This window comes from Streptomyces sp. NPDC087270 (assembly GCF_044744625.1).
Lineage (GTDB): Bacteria > Actinomycetota > Actinomycetes > Streptomycetales > Streptomycetaceae > Actinacidiphila.
On record NZ_JBIUYR010000002.1, the window covers coordinates 229,970 to 250,774 of the forward strand.

Here is a 20,805-nt window from a genome sequence, read left to right on the forward strand (position 1 = left end):
GATGTCCGGATTCCGTAACGCGAGGCGATCATGCGTCACAACGGGTGGTGAAGCGGTCACAGTGAGGTTGCCCGGCGGGTCGCCGGGTATCCGCACCACTCGTCCCGGTCCCGTACCGGACCCGCACGAAGGGGGACACATGTCCCGTATCGCCACCCGTATGACCGCCGCCGCGATCGGCGCCGGCGCGCTGCTGGCCGCCGCGGCGCTGCCGGCCGCCGCCGCCGACGGTCGGCAGCACCTGCCGGCCCACCACCCGCAGCGCTCCGCGGTGGTCCTGGGAGCGGTCCACCACGACAGCGCAGGGCGCGACACCCACTCGGCCAGGGCGCTGGACACGGAGTGGGTCACGGTCGCCAACACCGGCCGCAACGCGGTCAACCTGAACGGATGGACGCTGTCCGCGAGCGACCACCACGTCTACCGGTTCAGCCACCTCACCCTGGCCGGCCACAAGTCCGTACGGGTGCACACCGGCGCGGGCCGGAACACCACGCGCGACGTCTACCAGAACAGCCGCACCCTGCTGTGGGCCCACGCCACCGAGACCGCGACCCTGCGCGACAGCCGCGGGCACCTGGTCGCCAGCAAGTCGTGGGGCAAGCGCGACGAGCACCGCGGCGGGCGGGCCGGAGACCACCGCGCGGGTGACCACCGCAACGGGGAGCACCGCAACGGGGACCATCGCACTGGCGACCACCGCGCCGACAATCACCGCACCGGCGACCACCGCAACGACCACCGCTGAGCCGCGGGCCCACCGCTGAGCCGTAGCACGCCGTGCCGCCCCGTCGCCCGCACCAGGGCGGCGGGGCGGCCGTACGCCCAGGCCCCAGGGGGTCGGTGCTCGTTCACACCGCCAGCGGCCGGCGGCTGCGCTCCTCCTCCGCGAGGACCAACGCGTGCAGCCGGTCCAGCCGTTCGCGGGTGGTCGCGTCGGTCGGGACGTACGTGGTCAGCCGCGACCCCTGCCGCGGGCCGAGCCACAGGTGGGTGAAGTCGAAGGCGAGCAGGCCGACATCGCGGTTGAGGTAGCGCTTGACGTGGCTGTCGGGCTGGACCAGCACCTCGTGCCGCTCCCACAGCGCGCAGAACTCCGGCGACCCCTGCTGGAGCCGTTTGAGCAGGGCCTTCCAGGCCGGTTCGGCGAGGTGCTGGGCCATGGACGCGCGGAACTTCGCGGCCATCAGCCGGATGTTCTCCGCGCGGTCCAGCATCCCTTCGCGCCACACCGGGTCGGTGAAGGCCAGCCACATGAGGTTGCGGTCCTCGGGCGGCATCCGGTCGAGGTCGCCGACCAGCCGCCCGTAGGTGCGGTTGTGGGCGATGATGTCGTAGCGGCTGTTGAAGACCGCGGCGGGCAGCGGTTCGAGCTGGACGAGCATGGCGCGCACGGTGGCGGACATGCCCGGGCAGTCCAGGTCCGGATGCGGGTCGGCGGCCCCGGCGAGCGTGAACAGGTGGCTCCGCTCCATCCGGTCCAGCATCAGCGCGCGGGCGATCGCGTCGGCGACCTGCCCGGACACCTGGATGTCCCGGGCCTGCTCCAGCCACGTGTACCAGGTCACCCCGACCGCGGCGAGCTGCGCGACCTCCTCGCGGCGCAGCCCGGGCGTGCGCCGGCGGCGGCCGGGCGGCAGGCCGACCTGCTCCGGCGAGATCCGCTCCCGGCGGCTGCGCAGGAACGACGCGAGTTCGTGCCGGCGGCTCTCGGCGGCCACCCCGGCGTCCACCGCCTCGACGCGGTCCACGGCTTTGCGGCCGGAAACCGTACGGCCTGCGGCCATGCGGTCGGAGGCCACACGGGCGGAAACCGTACGGGCGGCGCCTGGCGCGGTCGGTGTCATGCTCCCAGCGTGCCGCACTCCGCAGACCGTTGCCAGGTGGTGCTCATACCTGGATAAACGCTCTCTGGTACCCCCCTGAGCAGAGGTCCATCGTTGGCCGGGTGACCGAACGCATGGAACACACCCTGACATCCCGGGCCCAGGTGCTACCCCGGGTCACCCACCTCGGCACCGGCCGGCACACCGGCAACGGCAACAGCGCCGGCACCGGCACCGGCAAGAGCTCCGGCACGGGCACGGGCACCACCCCCGCCCCCTCCCCCGGCCTGAGCGCCCTCGGACTGCTGACCGTCCTGCTGGGCGCCGCCCTCCCGATGGTCGACTTCTTCATCGTCAACGTCGCCCTGCCCACCATCGACCGCGACCTCAACGCCGGCTCCGCGGTGCTGGAGATGGTGATCGCCGGCTACGGCGTCGCGTACGCCGTGCTGCTCGTGCTCGGCGGCCGGCTCGGCGACATGTTCGGCCGCCGCAACCTCTTCCTGTGGGGCCTGGCGCTGTTCGCGCTGACCTCGCTGGCCTGCGGACTCGCGCCCAACGCGTGGAGCCTGGTCGGCGCGCGGGTCGCGCAGGGCGCCGCGTCGGCGCTCCTGCTGCCGCAGGCGCTGGCCACCATCCAGTCCGCGACCTCCGGCAGCAGCCGCGCCAAGGCGCTGAGTTACTACGGCGCGACCGCGGGCATAGCCAGCGTGGTCGGGCAGGTGCTCGGCGGTGTGCTGGTCTCCGCGGACATCGCGGGCAGCGGCTGGCGGGCGATCTTCCTGGTGAACGTGCCGGTCGCCGCGGTCGCGTTCGTCCTGGCGCTGCGCACGGTGCCGGAGACCAGGTCGCAGCACCCGGCGCGGATCGACCGGGCCGGCACCGGGCTGCTCGCGGTGACGCTGGTCGCGCTGCTGCTGCCGCTCACCGAGGGCCGCGCGGCGGGCTGGCCGGTGTGGGCGTGGGCGCTGCTGGCGCTGTCGCCGTTCACCGCGGCCGCGTTCGTGGCGGTGGAGACGCGCGGCGAGCGCACCGGCGGCAACCCGCTGCTGCCGCCGTCGCTGGTCCGTATCCACAGCGTGCGCAGCGGGCTGATGCTGATCGTGCCGTTCTGCCTGGGCTTCGGCGGCTTCATGTTCGTGGTGGCGGTGGCGATGCAGGACGGGCTGAGGTTCAGCGCGCTGCTGGCGGGCGCGGCGCTGGCCCCGCTGTGCGCGGCGTTCTTCGCCGCCTCGCTGCTCGGGCCGCGGATGGTCGCGCGGTGGGGACGGCTCACGGTGACCGCAGGGTCGCTGACCCAGGCCGCGGGCCTGCTGATCCTGGCCGCCACCTTCCTCTGGGGCTGGCCGCACCTGGGGGTGTGGGCGCTGGCACCGGGCATGGCGGTGACCGGGTTCGGGCAGGGCCTGGTGCTGCCGGTGGTGTTCCGGATCGTGCTGAGCGAGGTGCCCGCGGCGCAGGCCGGGGTCGGCAGCGGTGCGATGGCCACCACCCAGCAGTCGGCGCTGGCGCTGGGCGTCGCGACGCTCGGCACCCTGTTCCTGAGCCTGTCGACGTCGATCGGCGTGCGGGACGCGCTGGTGTGGACGCTGCTCGCGCAGCTCGTGGCGGTGGCGGCGACGGTCGCGCTGAGCCTGCGGCTGCCGCGCAGGGTGGTGTGAGCGGAGGGCTTCCCGCCAGTCCTGCCAGTCCCGCCAGTCCCACCCCTCCCGCGGTCCCGCGGTCCCACGCCGGGGCGGGGGCGGGCCGGGGGCGGGGCCGGTGCGGACCTCGAAACGGGGGACACGCCGGGCACCCGGCGACGAGGCGAACGCACGGAAGATCCGCTTCCCGCGTGCGACGGTGAGGGAATGCCCGACGCCGACCCGCCCCCGTAGCGGCGCTCCCCCGCCGCACCCCGCGTGACGCCCAGCCCCCCGCCCGTACGCCCTGTGCCGTCCCACCCCACCCCCGCCCCACCCGTCCTCACGAGGAGATCCCGATGCGCACCCACACCCTCGGCGCCACCGGCCCCACCGTCTCGGCCATCGGCCTGGGCTGCATGGGCATGTCCGCGGTCTACGGCCCGACCGACGACGCCGAGTCCACCGCCACCATCCACGCCGCCCTCGACGCGGGCGTCTCCCTGCTCGACACCGGCGACTTCTACGCCATGGGGCTCAACGAGCTGCTGATCCGCGACGCCCTGCGCGCCCGCCCCGGCAGCCGCGAACAGGCCGCGATCAGCGTCAAGTTCGGCGCGCTGCGGGACGCCGGCGGCGGCTGGAGCGGATACGACGGCCGGCCCGCCGCGGTGAAGAACTTCCTCGCGTACTCCCTCAACCGGCTCGGCACCGACCACGTGGACGTCTACCGGATCGCCCGGGTCGACCCGGACGTGCCGATCGAGGAGACCGTCGGCGCGATCGCCGAGGAGGTCCAGGCCGGGCGGGTGCGGCACATCGGGCTGTCCGAGGTCGGCGCGGACACCCTGCGCCGAGCCGCGGCCACCGCGCCGATCTGCGACCTCCAGATCGAGTACAGCCTCTTCTCGCGGGGCATCGAGGAGGCCGTCCTGCCCGCCGCCCGCGAACTGGGCATCGGCATCACGGCGTACGGGGTGCTCTCCCGCGGCCTGCTCAGCGGCCACTGGACCAAGGAGCGCGGCATCGACCCGACCGACTTCCGCAACCGCTACCCGCGCTTCTCCGGCGACCGCCTCGACCGCAACCTCGCCCTGGTCGAGGCCCTGCGCGAGGTCGCCGACGGCAAGGGCGTCACCGTCGCGCAGGCCGCCATCGCCTGGGTGCTCTCGCGCGGCGACGACATCGTCCCGCTGATCGGCGCCCGCCGCCGCGACCGCCTCGCCGAGTCCCTGGGCGCCCTCGACGTCTCCCTCGACGCCACCGAACTGGCCGCGATCGAGGCCGCGATCCCGCCCGGAGCCGCCTCCGGCACCCGGTACGACGAAGCCCAGATGCAGCACCTCGACAGCGAGCGCTGACCCCCGGCCCCGGCCCACGGACACGTGCGGGCGCGGGTGCGGGTGCTCAGCCGGCCGTGGGCGCGTTCGGCGGGGCCGGGGGGTGGGCGGGCTCGGCGTGGGCGGACAGGACCGCGCGCTCCTGTGCCGGGGTGAAGGTGTACTCCAGCGGGGGCTCGCCGCGTTGCCGGTCCCAGGCGAGGACGTCCGCGGCGGTGGTGGCCAGCGGGGTGGCGGGCAGGCCGGCGGCGCGGGCGCGGGAGGGGTCGCGTTGCTGGGTCGGCCAGTTGGGGCGGATCAGCGGGAACATCGCGGGGAGGGGTGCGGTGGAGGGCGGCACGGGGACGAGTTCGACCTCGGTGCCGGCGATGCGGGCGCAGGTGTGGATGAGGCCGCCGAGGGTGGTCGGCTCGGCGGGGCCGACCGCGTGGAAGGCGCCGGGGCGGTCGTCGGCGATCAGCCGGACCACCAGCCGGGCGAGGTCGCGGGAGTCGACCACCTGCACCGGTTGGCGCGGGTCGCCCGGCACGGCGACCCTGCCCCCGCGGGCGGCCCGCCGCACCCAGTAGGTGAACGCGCTGGACCGGTCGTAGGGGCCGGCCACCTTCCCGGGCCGCACGATCGTGGCCCGGGCGCCGTACCGCGCGGTGACGTCGTCCTCGCAGGCGACCTTCAGCGGGCCGTACGTCTCCTCGCTCAGCTCCTCGGTGTCGCGGACCGCGGGGCGGCGCGGGGTGTCCTCGTCGGAGCCGGGCGCGATGCCCTCGCGCCGGTACACCGCGTGGCTGGAGATGAACAGGTACCGCCCGACCCGGTCGCCGAGCACGTCCATCGCCTGACCGACATGCCGCGGCAGATACCCGCTGACGTCGGCCACGGCGTCCCAGCCGCCCTGCCCCAGCGCCGCGTAGTCCCCGCTGTCCCGGTCCCCGAGCAGCCGGGGCACGCCCGGGAACAGCTCCGCCCCGGTCCGGCCCCGGCCGAAGAGGGTCACGTCGGCCCCGGACTCCAGGGCGGCGTCGACGATGGCGCGGCCCACGAACGAGGTGCCGCCGAGTACGAGTACACGCATGGTGGCCGACCCTACGCCGGTCCGGCCGGCCGCCGCGCGACCGTGACGATCTCCCGGCTGGCGGCGTCCAGCGGTCCGCCGGCCCAGTCGCCGTACTGCGCCTCGATCTCGTAACCGGCCTCGGCCAGCAGGGAGTTGAGGGCGGCCGGATCGAGGAAGCGCAGCTCGGCCCGGTCCACCCGCAGCACCGTGCCGTCGGGCGCGGCGGTGGTGCCGTGGAAGGCGACGACGCCGCCCGCCACGGACTCCACCTGGTGCCAGACCCGCAGGGGCCGGCCGCCCGGGCCGGTGACGTCGGCGGCGTTCGCCGGGTTCCACTCCTCCCAGGCCCGCGCCTGCGGGTGCCGGGTCTCGAAGGCGAACCGCCCGCCGGGGCGCAGCGCGGCGCGGACCGCCGCGAGCGAGGCGCGGATCTCCTCGTCGGCCACCAGGAACTGGAAGGCGTGCCCGGTCATCACCGCGAGGTCGAACTCCCCGTCCCAGGCCGCCGCGCCGGTCGCGGCCGCCTCGACCCACTCGACGTCCGTACGGCGCCGCGCCCGGGCCAGCGCGTCAGGGTCCGGGTCCAGCCCGACCAGCCGCCCCCGGTGCCCGTCGGCCCGCGTCCGGTGCAGCATCGCGCCCGTACCGCAGCCGACGTCCAGCACCGAGCCCGCCGCCGCCAGCAGCCCGGCGTAGAAGCGGTCACCCGGGTAGAGGTCGGGGTCCCACGGGTTGAGCAGGTCGTAGAGCGCGGCGGCGTCTACGTACGGGTCCGGGTCGCTGTACGGGTCCGGGTCCATGTGCGGGTCGCTGTACGGGTGCGGGTGCGGGTCGGAAGGCACGGCGCCAGTGTTCCGCGGTGGCAACGGACGGCCAACCGATTATCCGGTCGGCCGATGATCCGCCCACAGCACGCAGCCCGTCGGCCACAGCCCGCCAAGCCGCCAGTCGCCGCCCGCGCCGCCCGCCGCGCCGCGCTCAGCCGGACCCGCCGGGGCGCTCCCCCTCCGCACACTCCCCGCAGGTCCCGACGATCTCCATCGTGTGCGCGACATCCACGAACCCGTGGGTGGCCGCGATCGACTCGGCCCACTTCTCGACGGCCGGCCCCTCGACCTCCACCGCCTTGCCGCAGCCGCGGCAGACCAGGTGATGGTGGTGCCCGCCACCGGAGCAGCGGCGGTAGACCGACTCGCCGTCGCCCGTACGCAGCACATCGACCTCGCCGGCGTCGGCGAGGGACTGGAGGGTGCGGTAGACCGTGGTCAGGCCCACCGAGTCGCCGCGGTGCTTGAGCAGGTCGTGCAGGTCCTGCGCGCTGCGGAACTCGTCGACCTCGTCGAGGGCCGCCGCGACCGCGGCGCGCTGTCGGGTGGAGCGGCCGCGCACCGGCTGCTTGGTGCTGTCCACCGATTGCCTCCTTCTCGGTCTTCCCGGGCTTCCCGGTCTTCTCGATCACCCCCGGATACGTCTCGCGCACCCGTCCGGGCGGCCCATTGTGCCAGCCCGGGCCCGATCACCACGGTCCGGATAAGTGGAAACCATTGTCAATTATTGCTCACTCTCCGCCGAACCGGACCGCGCCGGGCGGCGGCGGGCGGGAACGGATTTGATATGGGCCCCACACCCGCCGGTAATCTGGGACGACTGAACCCCCCGTCGCACTGAAGAGAGCACCGTGGCCGCCGACAAGATCGACACCATCGTCAGCCTGAGCAAGCGCCGTGGCTTCGTTTTCCCGAGCAGTGAGATCTACGGCGGTTCCAAGGCCGCCTGGGACTACGGACCGCTGGGCGTCGAGCTCAAGGAGAACATCAAGCGCCAGTGGTGGCGCTCCATGGTGATTTCGCGTGACGACGTGGTGGGACTCGACTCGTCGGTGATCCTCGCACCCGACGTGTGGGTCGCCTCCGGCCACGTGGCCACCTTCTCCGACCCGCTCACCGAGTGCACCTCCTGCCACAAGCGCTACCGCGCCGACCACCTGGAGGAGGCGTACGAGGCGAAGCACGGCAAGCTTCCCGCGAACGGCCTGGCCGACATCAACTGCCCGCACTGCGGCACCAAGGGCTCCTTCACCGAGCCCAAGCAGTTCTCCGGCATGCTCCAGACCCACCTCGGCCCGACCCAGGACGCCGGCTCGGTGGCGTACCTGCGGCCCGAGACCGCGCAGGGCATCTTCGTGAACTTCGCCCAGGTGCAGACCACCGCCCGGCGCAAGCCGCCGTTCGGCATCGCCCAGATGGGCAAGTCGTTCCGCAACGAGATCACGCCCGGCAACTTCATCTTCCGCACCCGCGAGTTCGAGCAGATGGAGATGGAGTTCTTCGTCAAGCCGGGCGAGGACGAGAAGTGGCACGAGTACTGGATGGAGGAGCGGTGGAACTGGTACACCGGCCTCGGCCTGCGTGAGGAGAACATGCGCTGGCTGGAGCACCCGAAGGAAAAGCGCTCCCACTACTCGACCCGGACCGTCGACATCGAGTACCGCTTCCAGTTCGGCGGCCAGGAGTTCAGCGAGCTCGAGGGCATCGCCAACCGCACCGACTACGACCTGTCCTCGCACGCGAAGGCGTCCGGCCAGGACCTGTCGTACTTCGACCAGGAGGCCGGCGAGCGCTGGTTCCCGTACGTGATCGAGCCCGCGGCCGGTGTCAACCGCGGGATGCTCGCGTTCATGCTCGACGCCTACAACGAGGACGAGGCGCCCAACGCCAAGGGCGTCATGGAGAAGCGGACCGTCATGCGGCTCGACCCGCGGCTGGCGCCCGTCAAGGTCGCGGTGCTGCCGCTCTCCCGCAACCCGCAGCTCTCCCCGAAGGCGAAGGGCCTGGCCACCGCGCTGCGCAAGAACTGGAACATCGAGTTCGACGACGCGGGCGCGATCGGCCGCCGCTACCGCCGGCAGGACGAGATCGGCACGCCGTTCTGCGTCACCGTCGACTTCGACACCCTCGACGACAACGCAGTCACGGTGCGCGAGCGCGACACGATGAAGCAGGAGCGGGTCTCCCTGGACCAGGTCGAGGCGTACCTCGGCAGCCGCCTGCTCGGCTGCTGACAGCTGCGCCGGGCTTCCACCGCCCCGGGGTGCCCTTCAGGGGTAACGGTTCCCTTCCCCGGGGCGGGGGACACCGCAACGGATGACCCGCGTCACCAGGGGCGCGGGGAACCGCGCGGCAAGCCACGGCCGGCCGGTGGTCCGAAAACCTCACCGCGGGGCTGGGCCTGCGGGCCCCAGCCCCGCCGTCGTGGTTGCTCGCGCGGTTCCCCGCGCTTCTTGGGGGCGCGACCCTTACGCCTGGGCGGAGCCGAAGCGGCGGTCGCGCTGGGCGTATTCGAGGCAGGCCCGCCACAGGTCGCGGCGGTCGAAGTCCGGCCAGAGCACGTCCTGGAAGACCATCTCCGCGTAGCTGCTCTGCCACAGCAGGTAGTTGGAGGTGCGCTGCTCGCCGCTGGGCCGCAGGAAGAGGTCCACGTCGGGCATGTCGGGGTAGTAGAGGTACTTCGCGAAGGTCTTCTCGTTGACCTTGGACGGGTCGAGCCGGCCCGAGGCGACGTCGCGGGCGAGCGCCTGCGCGGCGTCGGCGATCTCGGCGCGGCCACCGTAGTTCAGGCAGAAGTAGAGCGTCATCGCGTCGTTGTCGACCGTCCGCTCCTGGGCGATCTGGAGTTCGTGCACCACGGACTTCCACATCTTCGGCATCCGGCCCACCCAGCGGATGCGGATGCCGAGTTCGTTCATCTCCTCGCGGCGGCGGCGGATCACGTCGCGGTTGAAGTTCATCAGGAAGCGCACCTCGTCCGGCGAGCGCTTCCAGTTCTCGGTGGAGAAGGCGTACAGCGACAGGTTCTTGACGCCCATCTCCAGGCAGCCCTTGAGCACTTCGAGGACGACGCCCTCGCCGACCTTGTGGCCCTCGGTACGCGGCAGCCCGCGCTCGGTCGCCCACCGGCCGTTGCCGTCCATCACGATGGCGACGTGCTTGGGGACCAGCTCGCCCGGGATCTTCGGCGGATGCGCGCCGGAGGGGTGGGCGTCGGGCGTGCGGTAGGTCTTCCGGTGACGGGTGAGAATCCCGCGTCGTGCCATGGTGGTACGTCTCCCGACAGGTCGTGGCAGGTCGTCGTCGATCATGCGGTGCAGTGCAGTGCGGTGCGTTGTCGTGCGTGCTGGTGCGGTGCGGTGCGCTGCGTCGCGGTACGGCGCCGCGCGGTGCCTACTTCTCCACGAAGCGCAGCGACCGCAGTCCGCGCTCCAGATGCCACTGGAGGTAGGCCGCCACCAGCCCGCTGCCCTCACGGCAGTGGCGCGGCTCGCAGGCGTCCGCGGTCTCCCAGTCACCGCCCAGCAGCGCGCCGAGCAGTTCCAGTGCCTCCCGTGAGGGTACGACGCTTCCGGGCACCCGGCACTCGCCGCAGACGACTCCTCCCGCGCCGACCGAAAAGAACCGGTTCGGCCCGGCCATTCCGCACCGGGCGCAGTCGTCGAAACTCGGCGCGTAGCCGTTGACGGCGAGCGAGCGCAGCAGGAAGGCGTCCAGCACCAGCCGCGGCTCGTGCTCGCCCGCGGCGAGGGTGCGCAGCGCGCCGACCAGCAGCAGATACTGCTGCACGGCCGGCTCCCCTTCGTGGTCGGTGAAGCGCTCGGCGGTCTCCAGCATGGCGGTGCCCGCGGTGTAGCGCTCGTAGTCGGTGACGATGGTGCCGCCGTACGGGGCGATGGTCTCGCCCTGCGTGCACAGCGGCAGGCCGCGGCCGACGAGCTCCCCGCCCCGGGTGAAGAACTGCACGTCGACGTGGCTGAACGGCTCCAGCCGGGCGCCGAACTTCGACTTGGTGCGCCGCACCCCGCGGGCCACCGCGCGCACCCGGCCGTTCCTGCGGGTCAGCAGGGTGATGATCCGGTCCGCCTCGCCCAGTTTCTGGGTGCGCAGCACGATGCCGTCGTCGCGGAACAGACTCATGCCGACCATTCTCGCCTACGGCGGCGCGGGCCGGGGGAACGATTCGCCGTCAGCGCTCCGTGCCCGGCGCGACCAGGCCCGACTCGTAGGCGGAGATGACCAGTTGGGCGCGGTCGCGGGCGCCCAGCTTGCCCATGATCCGGCTGACGTGGGTCTTCGCGGTGAGCGGGCTCAGGCCCAGCGCCTCGCCGACCTCGTTGTTGTTCAGGCCGCGCGCGACCAGGGTGAGCACCTCCCGTTCCCGGTCGGAGAGGCAGGCCAGCAGGGCCGGGCCGGGCGCGCTGGGCAGCGGGCGGTCCGGCAGCCGCAGCACCCGGGCGATCAGGCGGGCGGTCGGGCCGGGCGACAGCAGCGCGTCACCCGCGGCGACCGTGCGGATGGCGTCCAGGAGTTCGGCGGGCCGGGTGTCCTTGACCATGAAGCCGGACGCGCCCGCGCGCAGCGCGGAGACCACGTGATCGTCGTCGTCGTACGTGGTCAGCACCAGCACCCGCACGCCCGCGAGGTCGTCGTCGGCGGCGATCCTGCGGGTCGCCTCGATGCCGTCGAGCTCCGGCATGCGGATGTCCATCACGACCACGTCCGCGCGGGTGCCGTGTGCCATCTCGACGGCTTCCAGGCCGTTGCCCGCCTCGCCGACCACCACCATGTCCGGCGCGGACTCGACGAGCATCGCGAACGCGGCGCGCACCAGGTTCTGGTCGTCGGCGAGCAGGACCCGGATCGGCGTGGGCTCGGTCATCTCTGGTCTCCCTGGGGTGCGAGGGGCTCCGCCGGTTCCTGCGGGGTGGGTTCCTGCGGGCTGGGTTCCGGCTGCCCTGGCGGGGTGAGCGGGAGTTCCGCGTGCACGGCGAAGCCGGGGCCGTCGGTGCGGGGGCCCGCGGTGAGGGTGCCGCCGACGCTGCGGGCCCGCTCGCGCATGCCCACGATGCCGAAGCCTTCCGTGCGGTGCGGGGGCGGGGCCTGGCGGGCGTGCGGTCCGTCGTCCTCGATGCGCAGCCTCAGGCGGTCGCCCTCGCGATGTACGGCGACGGTGATGCGGGGGGCGGTGGCGCCGTGGCGGACGGCGTTGGTGAGGGCTTCCTGCACGATGCGGTAGGCGGCGGCCTGGACCGCGGGTCCTGGGTCGCGCTGCCCCTCGCCGGACCACCTGCCGGTGGCGGGCCGGTCACTGGGGCGCCCCTGACCGGGCACCTCGGACCCTGCGAGGTCGAGGACGAGGTGGACCTTCGCGCCGGTGGCCTCGGCGGCCCGGGTGAGGGTGGGGATGCCGGCCAGGGACGGGAGGGGGCCGTCGCCGTCGGCGCGCAGCACGCGCAGGGTGGTGCGCAGTTCCGCGCGGGCCTCGCGGCAGGTGTCGGCGATGGCGTCGAGCGCGGAGGCGACCGCGGTGCGGTCGAGCCGGTCGGGGTCGGCGACGAGGACGTGCGCGGCGACCGACGTCTGGACGCCGATCAGGGTGATGGAGTGCGCGAGCAGGTCGTGCAGGTCGCGGGCGATCCGCAGCCGTTCCTCGGCGACCCGGCGGGCGGCCTCCTCCTCCCGGGTGCGCTCGGCGCGTTCCGCGCGCTCGGTGACCGCGGCCACGTAGTTGCGGTGCACCCGCACGCCCTCGCCGGCCGCCGGCACCGCCAGAATCCACCCGGCGCTCTGCAGCATCGTTGCGGCCTCGTGCTGCTTGCCGACCGTCGACATGATGACCAGCATCGCGCCGACCACCACCGGCACCGTCAGCACGGTGCGCAGGTGCGGCCCGGCGACGGCCAGCGCGTACAGGGCGACGATGCTGGAGGGGATCGGCGCGATCTGGATGTACTGGAGGTAGTGGTACAGCGCGACGACGCCCACCATGCCCAGCAGGCACAGCATCGGCGTCCGGCGGCGCCACACCAGCACCACGGCGCTGGCGGTCAGCAGGGTCCAGCCGAGCGCGTCCGGACGGTGGCTGCCGGTCCCCTCGGGCAGCACCGCGGCCACGACCGTCTGGTCCACCAGGATCAGGGCGGCGAGCGCCACGTCGTTCCGGGAGACCTTCGGGCGCGGGGGTCCGGAGACGCCCGCCGTGAAGAGCGACAGCAGCGCGGATTCTGAGGGCACGCGGACATCCTCCGTGACAGCGGGCGGCGTACTCCACCCTCCCGCCGTGACGGCGCCTCCCTCGTCGGGCCCGCGGCCGAGAACGCCCTACTCCCCGGGGCGACCGGCGCAGACCCGCTACTCCGCGGGGAGTAGCCGCACCCGTGTCCCCAGGCCCCGGCGGGCTCCCCCGGCATCAGGCCGACCAAGCACAGGCATACAAGCCGCCGCCCAGCGTCAGGCCGACGCAAGCGGAGGGGCCGAGCCGACCGCGAACGGTGACGACGCCATCTCGCCCACCATCGGGGCCGACCAAGCACAGGCATGCAAACTGCCGCCCACCATCAAGCCGACGCAACCCCCAGCGCCAACCCCACCGCGAACCGTGGCAACGCCACCGGCATGGTCACCACAGTGCCGCCGACCGGGGCGGGCCGGGCCGACGGTCCTCAACACGGCCAAGCCCGCGGCAGGCGTCACGCAGCGGTCGCGGCCGCCTTCAGCAGGCGGTCGATGTGGTCGGTGTGCAGCGACAGGCAGCGGCCGATCGCCTCCAACACGTCCCGCTCGGCGGGCAGGTAGGGCCCGTCGGCGAGCGCGATGTGCGCGCCTTCGAGCAGAACCCGCTCGCGGCCCTGGGGCGCGAGGTGGTCAGCGAGCGGCTCCAGCGCTTCGTGCAGCTCGATCGACAGCCAGCTGCCGCAGCCGTCGACGGCCTCGGCGAAGGAGTCGGGACCGAGCTCGTCGGAGCGGCGGAACCGGCCCTCGTCGGCGACGATCGCGGCGAGCAGGCCGAGGAGTTGGTCCTCGGTGCAGTCGCTGAAGCCCGCGGCGCGCACCGCGCTCACCGCGGCCTCGCGGGTCGACCTGGCGGTGCCGCCGCCCGCGGTGAGCACCGCGAGCGCGATGGTGTGCACCGCGTCCCGCAGCATCGCGGCGAAGCGGGTGGTGGTCGGGCAGAGCAGCACCTCGGAGCCGTACTGCTGGTGGCAGGCGGCGCACTCGATGACGGTGCCGGCCGGACCCCGGGCGAACAGCGGCACGTTGAGCACCGTCAGCCTGCGGGTGCCGGTTCTGCGGTGGTACGCGCGGTCGCCGCCGCACTCGGGGCAGTAGAACTCGCCGTCGTCCTCGGTGTGCCAGGCCGTGCGCACACCCCAGATAGGCCCCAGTCTCATCGCACCCTCCGGCCGTCCTCGTCCCGGTACGCATCCGCAACGGCCCGAACGTGCGCAGCGGCCACGGTGCCGTACAGCGTGATGTTAGCCACAGTGGACAGGTCCAGTCAGTACCGCGTACGAGGGCAATTCACCTGGGCGGGTGTTCCGGTGGCCGTTGCGGCGGGTGGTCCGGCGCACGGCCCGGCCGTTTCCGCTGGTTCGGCCGGTGCCGCCGGTTCAGCTGATTCCGGTGGTTCGGCCGGTTCGCGGATGCCGCGGATGCCGCGGATGCCGCCCGCCCTCCTGCTCAGCCGTGCACCACGAGCGAGGAGATCCGGTTGTCCCAGTCGGCGCCCAGGTAGGGCTGGTCGCCGACCCAGACACGGGTCTCGCCGCGGTATCCGGCTCCATCCCAGCCCTCGACGACCGCGCAGCCGCCGTAGTCCCGGAAGGACGAGACCGCGTGGTCCCAACTGCGGCCGAGGCTGTCGGAGATGCCGAGGACGCCCACCCCGCCGGCGTCGCAACGCCCGGCGTCACTGCGGATGTCGGTGGCCCCGCCGGTGTACGCGGCGCCGGTGTACCAGGTCATCAGCAGGGTGCCGGAGCGGGCCTCACGGGTGTCGGCGGCGGCGCCGCAGCGGGCGGTGGGGGCGTCCGCGCGGTGCAGGGTGAGCACGCAGTGGGCGTGCGACAGCACCTCGGACGCCTGCTCGCCGGCGGGCCGCGCCTGCGCGGTCTGCTGGGGGGTGGGTACGGGCGGGGGCGGCGCCGGGTCCACCGCGCGGGCGGTGGCGGGCCCGGCCGTGGCGGCGGCCAGCAGGGCGGCGGCCACGGCCGTGAGAAGCGCGGATGCGGGTCTTGCGCGCCGCGGGGCGGTACGGCGCCCGACGGACGTACGCGTTCTGGACATGGGCTTCAGGGGCATGCCCGCCACCGTAGGAACGCGGTGGCCGCGAGCCGGGCGCGGACATCGGCCGACCGCGGGAAATCACCCGGGTGCGTGAGCGCCGGCCGTACGTTGACGGGCGTCGGGCCGGGACCGGAACGGACCCGGACGACGACCGGAACGGCGGCCGGCGATCACGCGGAATTGACGGGTGATCAGCGGGCCGCGCGGTTGACGGCGGAGACGACGGCCTGCAGCGAGGCGCGGGTGGTGTTGGCGTCGACGCCGATGCCCCACATCACGCGGCCGTCGATGGCGCACTCGATGTACGACGCGGCCTGCGCGGACGCGCCCTCGCTGAGGGTGTGCTCGGAGTAGTCCAGCAGCCGGGCGTCCACGCCGACGGCGGCCAGCGCGTCGAAGAACGCCGAGATCGGGCCGTTGCCGGTGCCGGTCAGGGTGGTCGGCACGCCGTCCACCTCGGCGCCCACGGTCAGCGCGTCGGTGCCGTCGCTGGAGGTGGAGGTCTGGGCGGAGCGCAGCGCGATCCGGCCCCAGGCGTGCTCCGGGGTGGGCAGGTACTCGTCCTGGAAGATCGACCAGATCTGCGCCGGGGTGACCTCGCCGCCGTCGGTGTCGGTCTTGTTCTGGATGATCTTCGAGAACTCGATCTGCATCCGGCGCGGCAGGTCCAGCTTGTGGTCGTTCTTCAGCACGTAGGCGATGCCGCCCTTGCCGGACTGCGAGTTGACCCGGATCACTGCCTCGTAGGAGCGGCCGACGTCCTTGGGGTCGATCGGCAGGTAGGGCACCGCCCACTCGATCTCGTCGACGGTCTTGCCCTGGGCGGCCGCGTCGGCCTCCATCGCCTCGAAGCCCTTCTTGATGGCGTCCTGGTGGGAGCCGGAGAAGGACGTGTAGACCAGGTCGCCCGCGTAGGGGTGGCGCGGGTGGATCTCCATCTGGTTGCAGTACTCGGCGGTGCGGCGGATCTCGTCGATCTGCGAGAAGTCGATCTGCGGGTCGATGCCCTGGCTGAACAGGTTCATGCCCAGCGTGACCAGGTCCACGTTGCCGGTCCGCTCGCCCTGCCCGAACAGGCAGCCCTCGATCCGGTCCGCCCCGGCCATCAGCGCCAGCTCGGCGGCGGCCACCGCGGTGCCGCGGTCGTTGTGCGGGTGCACCGACAGGCATACGTACTCGCGCCGGGACAGGTTCCGCGACATCCACTCGAACCGGTCGGCGTGCGTGGAGGGGGTGGAGCGCTCGACGGTGGCCGGCAGGTTCAGGATGATCTCGCGGCCGTCCTCGGGCTGCCAGACGTCCATCACGCCCTCGCAGACCTCCAGCGCGAAGTCCAGCTCGGTGTCGGTGAAGATCTCCGGGCTGTACTGGTAGCCGAAGACCGTGTCCTGGCCGAGGATCTTGTCGGCGTACTCCACCACCAGCCGGGTGCCGTCCACCGCGATCTGCCGCACCTGGTCGCGGCTGCCGCGGAAGACCACCCGCCGGAAGACCGGCGCCGTCGCGTTGTACAGGTGGATGGTCGCCTTGCGGGCGCCGACCAGCGACTGGACGGTCCGCTCGATCAGTTCCTCGCGGGACTGGGTGAGGACGGAGATCGTCACGTCGTCCGGGATCGCGTCCTGCTCGATGATGGAGCGCACGAAGTCGAAGTCGGTCTGGCCGGAGGCGGGGAAGCCGACCTCGATCTCCTTGTAGCCCATCCGCACCAGCAGGTCGAACATCTCCCGCTTGCGGGCCGGCGACATCGGGTCGATCAGTGCCTGGTTGCCGTCGCGCAGGTCGGTGGACAGCCACCGGGGGGCCTTGGTGACGCGCGCGTCGGGCCAGGTGCGGTCGGGGATGTCGACCTGCTCGTACCGCCCGTACTTGTGGATCGGCATCGAGGTCGCGCGCTGCGTGACGGTCTCGGCGGTGATGGGCGTGGCACGGCCGACGCGGTTGCTGCTGGGCTGCGAGTTCATCGGGGGTGGCTCTCCTCGGGGGTCCGCTCGGGGCGGCCGACGGCTTGGGAACGCCCAAACTCCGCGGGGAGGGGGTCGGCCTACGACTACAGGCCCTCGCCGCGGCAGCTAAGGAGAAGCAGCCCGAAACGCATGAGACCGACCCTAGCCGAACCGCGGACGGAAGTCGCAGCCGGTGCGTACTTCCTCTCAGCATGCAAGACGACCGGGGCGTCCACCCCGGTCCGCGCGATTCCCTCCTTTCCGTGGTGTGAACGGGAAAACGGTGACACACAGTGCCCGAGCTGACACATTCCGGTCATGGGAGTTTTCTGCACGATCGTGCCGCCGCACATCCTGGACCGCCTCGCCCGGTCCGACGACCCGGAGCTGTCCGCGACTGCCCGCCACACCCTGGAGCACGACGCCCGGCAGCGGACCCGGCGGCGGCTGAACGCGGTGGTCGGACCACCCGGCGGCGCCCCGTCCGCCGCCGCCCCGGCCGCGCCCGCCGACCAGCCGCAGCGCACGATCTACGACGCCAAACACAAGGACGACCTGCCCGGGCGCAAGGTCCGCGCCGAGGGCGCGAAGCCGTCCCGGGACGCCAGCGTCAACCGCGCCTACGACGGGCTCGGCGCCACCTTCGAGACCTACCTCAAGGCGTACGCCCGGCACTCCATCGACGGCCACGGGCTGCCGCTGACCGCCAGCGTGCACTACCTGGAGGGCTACAACAACGCCTTCTGGAACGGCGAGCAGATGGTCTTCGGCGACGGAGACGGCAAGATCTTCCTCGACTTCACCATCCCCATCGACGTCATCGGCCACGAACTGACCCACGGCGTCACCCAGTTCACCGCGAACCTCGACTACCAGGACCAGTCCGGCGCGCTCAACGAATCGATCTCCGACGTCTTCGGCAGCCTGATCAAGCAGTTCACGCTCGGGCAGACCGCCGACCAGGCGGACTGGCTGATCGGCGCCGGGCTGCTCGCCCCCGGCGTGCACGGCGTCGCGCTGCGCTCCATGAAGGCCCCGGGCACCGCCTACGACGACCCGCACCTCGGCAAGGACCCGCAGCCGGGCACCATGGCCGGCTATGTCTCGGGCCCGGACGACAACGGCGGCGTGCACATCAACTCCGGCATTCCCAACCACGCGTTCTACCTCGCCGCGGCCTCGCTCGGCGGGCACGCCTGGGAGCAGGCCGGGCAGATCTGGTACGACACCCTCACCGGCGGCTCGCTCGCCTCCGACACGGACTTCGCCGCTTTCGCCGAGGCCACGGCCGCGGCGGCGAAGGCGCGTTACGGTGAGGGCGCGCAGTACCAGGCGGTGCGGTCCGCGTGGACCACGGTGGGCGTCACCGGCTCCTCCGGCTCCACCGGTTCGGCCGAACTGCCGCGCCAGCAGCCCGGCGAGCAGACCCAGGAGGCGTAACTCCCGTGCGTATCGAGGTGGTCCGCTCCGGTGGGTTCGCCGGCATCCCCCGGCGGGCCACCCTCGACACCGCCGACCACCCCGACGCCCCCCACCTCGAAGCCCTCGCCCGAGCCGCCCTCACCCCTCCGGGCGACCACCCGCGCGCCCCCGTCCCCGACGGCTTCACCTACACCCTCACGGTCGACACCCGCGAAGTCCGCTGCGCCGACCCCGGACTCACCCCCGCCCAACGGGAGTTGATCACCGCGGTCCTGCACGAGGGCGCGTGACCACCGCCTGCCGCCCCGTCCGTACCGACCCGGCCACGCACGTGTAAGCGCACCGGCGACAGTGGCGACCCCTGCCACCCGCAGGGGCCGCCCCGCCGGCCGGATCTACGCAGCCGGGGCCACCTTCCGCAGCACCGCCACGAACTCCCGCATCCACACCGGATGGTCGGGCCAGGCCCGCGCGGAGACCAGCCGGCCGTCGACCACGCCGTCACCGTCCTCGTACTGCGCGCCGGCCGCCACGACGTCCGGCTCCAGCGCCGGGTACGCCGCCGTACGACGACCGGTGAGCGACCCCGTGGCGGCCGGGATCAGCGGGCCGTGGCAGATCTGCGCGACCGGCTTGCCCTCCTCGAAGAAGTGGGCCACGATCCGGCGCAGCCGCGGATCGTTGCGCAGGTACTCCGGCGCCCTGCCGCCCGGGATCACCAGCGCGGCGTACCCGGCCGGGTCGACCTCGTCGAAGCCGAGGTCCGCGGGCCACGTGTAGCCGGGCTTCTCGGTGTACGTGTCGAAGCCGTCCACGAAGTCGTGCACCACGAACTGAAGCGTTTTACGGGTCGGCGCGGCGATCTCCACCGCGTAGCCCTCTTCCTGCAACCGCTGGTACGGGTAGAGCACTTCCAGGGATTCGGCAGCGTCCCCGGTCACCAGAAGGATCTTCACCGTCATCGTCAGGTCCCTTCCACTCACTCCCCCACGCCGCTCTCGGCGCCGGCTCCCCCACGATGCCCCACCCCCGCCTCGGATAACGCCCCATCCACCCCGAACGGCGCAAACAGCGTCACTCCACCAGTTCTGATACTGCCGGGAGCCCTGCTTCGGCCCCCGGGGCCCCGGTCTTCCGGGCTCGCCTCCGGCAACGGCCGAACGCACCGACGCGGACGTGATCGAGCGGGACCAAGCCAACTGTCGCGAACCGCAACCGAATCGGGTTGACCCCTCCAGTCCTCGCCGAGCATCTTGAGGCCGGATCATGGCGAGACCCAAGGACGCCGAACCGAGGCAGTTCCGTACCCGCAGACGCGGGAGTTCCAGGCGTTCAGGACCAACACCGCATGAGAAGGCATCGTTTCCGCGCCCGCACCCGGTGGCCGACTCCGCGTCGTACGCGGGCGACGCACTCCAGCATCCAGCACCAGCAGCCGGCTGCGCCAGTGCGGCCCGGGCCCGCTCGGCGCCGTCGGATGGCGGGAAGCAGCACTGCGCCGGCACGCGTGCTCCCGGTAGCATGGTGACGACTTTCCGTCATGATGACGGTGCTGGGAGGCAGGCCATGTCCCGCGCTTGGGAAGCCGATCCGTCCGCGTCGTTCCTGCGAAGGCTCGGGCGGTCGGCGGCGGAGTTGGGGAACTCCAAGGACGACGAGGACTGCCCGGACATCTGGCAACTCGACAATGGCGACATCGCCGTGATCGGCCGGGACCTCACCGCCGCATACGGTTCGCGACTGCCGAGCGGTGTCGTGCTCGGCGCGGACGAACGGCTCGTCGTCGTCCCCGGCAACATGCTCAGCGCAGCCAAGGCGGATATTCCCGATGCTTGACCTCGACGCTCCCCCACTCCCGACCGAGCGGGGAGAACGGTTCGACGTTCCCGGCTACCGGGCCGACTTCCGGGAGCGCCGGGCGGCGATCCGTGACGGCGACTCGTGGAAACTGGAGCGCCTCCAGCACTTCGAGGAGGTCGACCCCAGCCGGGACGCGCTCCGCCGCGGCGACTGGGGCGAAGCGCTCAGGCTGTTCGAGGCCGACCGCGACTCCGTGCGCACGGCTGCCGAGCAGGACGCGAGCCGCAACCACCGCTTCCATCGCCTGCGTGTGGTGGAAGAACCGCTGACACCGTACGTGCAGTGGGAACTGCACTGGCTGCAGATGCGGGCGGAGTACGGACACCGGATCAGGGTGGTGTCCTCGGGCGACATCGTCGGCGCTGAAAGTGCCGTTCCGCTACCGGAGTTGACCCTTCTCGATGACCGGACCCTCTATCGCGTGCTCTATACCGAGGCGGGTGCCACCGAGGGCGCGGTCCGCTTTACCGACGCCGCGATCGTCACTCCTTGGGCGGCCTACCTGCGGAGCCTGTACGCGGCGGCGGAGGACATGACCTCGTACTTCCACCGCGCGGTCGCACCCCTGCCGCCGCCGCCCGCGGCCTGAAGCCGGGGTCGGCGATCGGTACACCAGAAG

At 72.7% G+C, this 20,805-nt stretch carries 20 protein-coding genes; 8 read left to right on the forward strand and 12 right to left on the reverse strand.

Annotation, left to right across the window (positions count from 1 at the left end; all coding sequences use genetic code 11):
* The first annotated feature begins 139 nt into the window (after positions 1-139).
* Positions 140-748 (forward strand): lamin tail domain-containing protein, encoded by a 609-nt coding sequence (locus tag ACIPAE_RS04490; RefSeq protein WP_402442847.1) that lies wholly within the window; start codon positions 140-142, stop codon positions 746-748.
* Positions 749-851: 103 nt separating this feature from the next.
* Here ACIPAE_RS04490 and ACIPAE_RS04495 read toward each other — a convergent pair whose 3' ends face one another.
* Positions 852-1,787 (reverse strand): helix-turn-helix transcriptional regulator, encoded by a 936-nt coding sequence (locus ACIPAE_RS04495; protein ID WP_402443299.1) that lies wholly within the window; start codon positions 1,785-1,787, stop codon positions 852-854.
* 161 nt (positions 1,788-1,948) lie between these two features.
* Between ACIPAE_RS04495 and ACIPAE_RS04500 the strand changes: the two genes are divergently transcribed.
* Together ACIPAE_RS04500 and ACIPAE_RS04505 are read left to right on the forward strand one after the other, a co-directional pair.
* Complete coding sequence (locus tag ACIPAE_RS04500; RefSeq protein ID WP_402442849.1) at positions 1,949-3,487, forward strand: MFS transporter; 1,539 nt, start codon at positions 1,949-1,951, stop codon at positions 3,485-3,487.
* A gap of 320 nt (positions 3,488-3,807) precedes the next feature.
* Positions 3,808-4,809, forward strand: a complete 1,002-nt coding sequence (locus ACIPAE_RS04505) for an aldo/keto reductase (protein WP_329369621.1) — start codon at positions 3,808-3,810, stop codon at positions 4,807-4,809.
* A 46-nt stretch (positions 4,810-4,855) separates the two neighbouring features.
* Here ACIPAE_RS04505 and ACIPAE_RS04510 read toward each other — a convergent pair whose 3' ends face one another.
* From ACIPAE_RS04510 to ACIPAE_RS04520, 3 genes are all read right to left on the reverse strand, one after another.
* The gene (locus tag ACIPAE_RS04510) at positions 4,856-5,860 is read right to left on the reverse strand and encodes an NAD-dependent epimerase/dehydratase family protein (protein ID WP_402442851.1); all 1,005 of its coding nucleotides are present in this window, start codon (positions 5,858-5,860) and stop codon (positions 4,856-4,858) included.
* A gap of 11 nt (positions 5,861-5,871) precedes the next feature.
* Entirely contained in the window at positions 5,872-6,642 is a 771-nt protein-coding gene (locus ACIPAE_RS04515; RefSeq protein ID WP_402443301.1) for a class I SAM-dependent methyltransferase, read from the reverse strand.
* Between the two features lie 178 nt (positions 6,643-6,820).
* The gene (locus ACIPAE_RS04520; RefSeq protein ID WP_402442853.1) at positions 6,821-7,252 is read right to left on the reverse strand and encodes a Fur family transcriptional regulator; all 432 of its coding nucleotides are present in this window, start codon (positions 7,250-7,252) and stop codon (positions 6,821-6,823) included.
* A gap of 268 nt (positions 7,253-7,520) precedes the next feature.
* Between ACIPAE_RS04520 and ACIPAE_RS04525 the strand changes: the two genes are divergently transcribed.
* A complete protein-coding gene (locus ACIPAE_RS04525; protein WP_329369615.1) occupies positions 7,521-8,903 on the forward strand; it encodes a glycine--tRNA ligase in 1,383 nt (460 codons plus the stop codon).
* Positions 8,904-9,137: 234 nt separating this feature from the next.
* Here the strand turns inward: ACIPAE_RS04525 and ACIPAE_RS04530 are convergent, their stop codons facing one another.
* The 7 genes from ACIPAE_RS04530 to leuA form a co-directional block, all read right to left on the reverse strand.
* Complete coding sequence (locus ACIPAE_RS04530) at positions 9,138-9,935, reverse strand: isoprenyl transferase (protein WP_328463856.1); 798 nt, start codon at positions 9,933-9,935, stop codon at positions 9,138-9,140.
* Between the two features lie 127 nt (positions 9,936-10,062).
* Positions 10,063-10,809, reverse strand: coding sequence for a DNA repair protein RecO (gene recO, locus ACIPAE_RS04535; protein ID WP_329369614.1), 747 nt, complete (start codon positions 10,807-10,809; stop codon positions 10,063-10,065).
* Positions 10,810-10,858: 49 nt separating this feature from the next.
* The gene (locus ACIPAE_RS04540; protein WP_402442856.1) at positions 10,859-11,551 is read right to left on the reverse strand and encodes a response regulator; all 693 of its coding nucleotides are present in this window, start codon (positions 11,549-11,551) and stop codon (positions 10,859-10,861) included.
* Positions 11,548-12,906 (reverse strand): sensor histidine kinase, encoded by a 1,359-nt coding sequence (locus ACIPAE_RS04545; protein WP_402442858.1) that lies wholly within the window; start codon positions 12,904-12,906, stop codon positions 11,548-11,550. The genes ACIPAE_RS04540 and ACIPAE_RS04545 overlap by 4 nt, the downstream gene beginning before the upstream one ends.
* Before the next feature lie 455 nt (positions 12,907-13,361).
* Positions 13,362-14,063: a TerB family tellurite resistance protein gene (locus tag ACIPAE_RS04550; protein ID WP_328463862.1), complete on the reverse strand. Its 702-nt coding sequence runs from the start codon at positions 14,061-14,063 to the stop codon at positions 13,362-13,364.
* A gap of 289 nt (positions 14,064-14,352) precedes the next feature.
* On the reverse strand, positions 14,353-14,973 hold the full coding sequence (locus tag ACIPAE_RS04555) for a hypothetical protein (RefSeq protein ID WP_402442860.1): 621 nt from the start codon (positions 14,971-14,973) through the stop codon (positions 14,353-14,355).
* A gap of 176 nt (positions 14,974-15,149) precedes the next feature.
* Positions 15,150-16,922: a 2-isopropylmalate synthase gene (gene leuA, locus ACIPAE_RS04560; RefSeq protein WP_329369608.1), complete on the reverse strand. Its 1,773-nt coding sequence runs from the start codon at positions 16,920-16,922 to the stop codon at positions 15,150-15,152.
* A gap of 300 nt (positions 16,923-17,222) precedes the next feature.
* On the opposite strand from leuA, the gene ACIPAE_RS04565 reads away from it, so the two are divergent.
* A complete protein-coding gene (locus tag ACIPAE_RS04565) occupies positions 17,223-18,344 on the forward strand; it encodes a M4 family metallopeptidase (RefSeq protein WP_402442863.1) in 1,122 nt (373 codons plus the stop codon).
* A 5-nt stretch (positions 18,345-18,349) separates the two neighbouring features.
* Entirely contained in the window at positions 18,350-18,616 is a 267-nt protein-coding gene (locus ACIPAE_RS04570; protein ID WP_329369605.1) for a protealysin inhibitor emfourin, read from the forward strand.
* A gap of 105 nt (positions 18,617-18,721) precedes the next feature.
* On the opposite strand, the gene ACIPAE_RS04575 is transcribed toward ACIPAE_RS04570, so the two are convergent.
* Positions 18,722-19,288, reverse strand: a complete 567-nt coding sequence (locus ACIPAE_RS04575) for a DJ-1/PfpI family protein (RefSeq protein ID WP_328463879.1) — start codon at positions 19,286-19,288, stop codon at positions 18,722-18,724.
* 604 nt (positions 19,289-19,892) lie between these two features.
* Here ACIPAE_RS04575 and ACIPAE_RS04580 point away from each other — a divergent pair.
* Both ACIPAE_RS04580 and ACIPAE_RS04585 read left to right on the forward strand, forming a co-directional pair.
* Entirely contained in the window at positions 19,893-20,162 is a 270-nt protein-coding gene (locus ACIPAE_RS04580; protein ID WP_402442865.1) for a hypothetical protein, read from the forward strand.
* Entirely contained in the window at positions 20,155-20,775 is a 621-nt protein-coding gene (locus ACIPAE_RS04585) for a DUF6879 family protein (RefSeq protein ID WP_402442867.1), read from the forward strand. Before ACIPAE_RS04580 ends, ACIPAE_RS04585 begins: the two co-directional genes overlap by 8 nt.
* Positions 20,776-20,805 lie beyond the last annotated feature (30 nt).